The organism is Synechococcus sp. R6-5 (assembly GCF_047461775.1).
In the GTDB taxonomy this organism is placed as follows: Bacteria; Cyanobacteriota; Cyanobacteriia; order Thermostichales; family Thermostichaceae; genus Thermostichus.
Genome location: NZ_JANSHV010000386.1, coordinates 1 through 1,820, shown reverse-complemented (window position 1 = coordinate 1,820; position 1,820 = coordinate 1). Strand labels below are relative to the sequence as shown.

Genomic DNA, 1,820 nt, shown 5'->3' with positions numbered 1-1,820 from the left:
CTTATTATTGACTAGAGTCATGCTCCTAAAAGCCCTCTAGCCTAACAGGCAGCGCGAACCCCTCCTCCCTGAAGCGTTTTGCTCAACTTTTGCTCTAAGGTTGCACGGCCATCTCCAGGGATCCCCGGTGTACATCAGCGTCATCATTCCCACCTACAACCGCCGTCCCATTTTGGAGCAGTGTCTGCGGGCCCTGGCGCAGCAGCAGCCCGGCCCCTACGAGGGCTACGAGGTGGTGGTGGTGGACGACGGCTCCACCGATGGCACAGTGGAATGGCTGCAGAACAACCCCGTTGGCTTGCCCCAGTGGAAACTGTTGCAGCAGGAGCACCGCGGCCCCGCCGCTGCCCGCAACCTGGGGTTTCGCCACGCCCAGGGATCCCTCATCGTCTTTATCGACAGCGACCTGGTGGTGGTGGATCACTTCTTGGCCAGCCACGCCCAGATGCTGCGACGGCACGGCGTCACAGGGGATCCCCGCTCCCCCCACGAGGCCAAGGTCTTCACCTACGGGCGGGTGATCAACACCAGCAATTTTCAGGATCCCCGCTCCGAACCCTTCAAGCCCACCGATTTTTCGGCAGCCTTTTTCGCCACCGGCAACGTGGCCATTGCCCGCCATTGGTTGGAGCTGGCCTGCGAAACCCCCGCCGGCCCCTTTGACGAGCGGTTTCACCTCTACGGCTGGGAAGACCTGGAGCTGGGGGTGCGGCTAAAACGTTTGGGCCTGCGCCTGGTCAAGTGCCCCCAGGCCACCGGCTACCACTGGCATCCGCCCTTTGAGCTGCAGCAGATCCCAGGATTGATTGAGCGGGAACGGCAGCGGGGCCGCATGGGTATTCTCTTTTACCAAAAACACCCCACCTGGGCCGTGCGCCTGATGATCCAACTGACGCCCCTGCACCAATTCCTGTGGGGCCTTTTATCCCTGGGGGGCTGGCTGAACGAGAAGCGGGTGGAACCGCTGCTGCGCTGGTTGATCCGGCATGGCCGCTCGCAGTTGGCCTTGGAGCTGTGCCGGATTTTTTTCCTCAACTGGTACAACGTGCAGGCCGTTTACGAAAGCTACAGAGCGATGAAGGCGCGAAATAAGGGGATCCACTCGGCTTGAGCTGCCACCAGGGCGGGGTAAGTGAGTCGGCCATAATCCTTGCCGGGAATGAGAGGCTGGCCGGGATCCGGATCGGCACAGCTCAGGGGTTCCCAAACGGCGCCGGCCCCCTTGACAATGGCCCACACTGCCGCCACATCCCAGATCTTGGGCGAGCGTTCTACCGCCCCCAAAAGGCTGCCACCGGCCACCGCCAGCAGGTTGTAGGCAGCGCCCCCCAACATCCGCGCTTTGCAAGGGAATTGCGGGCTAATCCAATGGCTGCTGCGGGAACAGAAATTGAACAATTGGTTGGGGCCGGGTGAGGCGGTGCTAGGACGGATTGGCTGGGGACAGGCGGGATCCCGGTCGTGGCGGGTGAGAAAAGCTCCTGCTGCTGCATCCCCAGGAAACCGAGGCCAATAACCGTAAAAAGTCTGGCGGATGGGCGGCAGATGGACACAGCCAAACACCGGCACGCCCCAATGCAGCAAAGCCAAGGAGCTGCCCCAAATGGGGATCCCACGGGCAAAATTGGTGGTGCCATCCAAAGGATCCACTACCCAACACCACTCCTTCTCGGGAAAAATGTGGTTGGATTCCTCGCTCAGATAACCGTGATCGGGGTAGGCAGCGGCAATGGCCCCTTGAAAAGCGCGATCCGCCCACTGGTCAGAAGAGGTTACCAAGCTGCCGTCGGCTTTTAAGGACTCCGTCCCGCTGGCGCGAA

General features: G+C 61.4%; 2 protein-coding genes. One reads left to right on the top strand and one right to left on the bottom strand.

Annotation, left to right across the window (positions count from 1 at the left end; all coding sequences use genetic code 11):
* The first annotated feature begins 127 nt into the window (after positions 1 to 127).
* Positions 128 to 1,111, top strand: a complete 984-nt coding sequence (locus NW818_RS13905) for a glycosyltransferase family 2 protein (protein ID WP_011433457.1) — start codon at positions 128 to 130, stop codon at positions 1,109 to 1,111.
* On the opposite strand, the gene NW818_RS13900 is transcribed toward NW818_RS13905, so the two are convergent.
* Positions 1,066 to 1,820 (bottom strand): inositol monophosphatase family protein (locus tag NW818_RS13900; protein ID WP_414424890.1); only part of this gene is annotated, 755 nt, incomplete at its 5' end. The two genes, NW818_RS13905 and NW818_RS13900, sit on opposite strands and share 46 nt — an antisense overlap.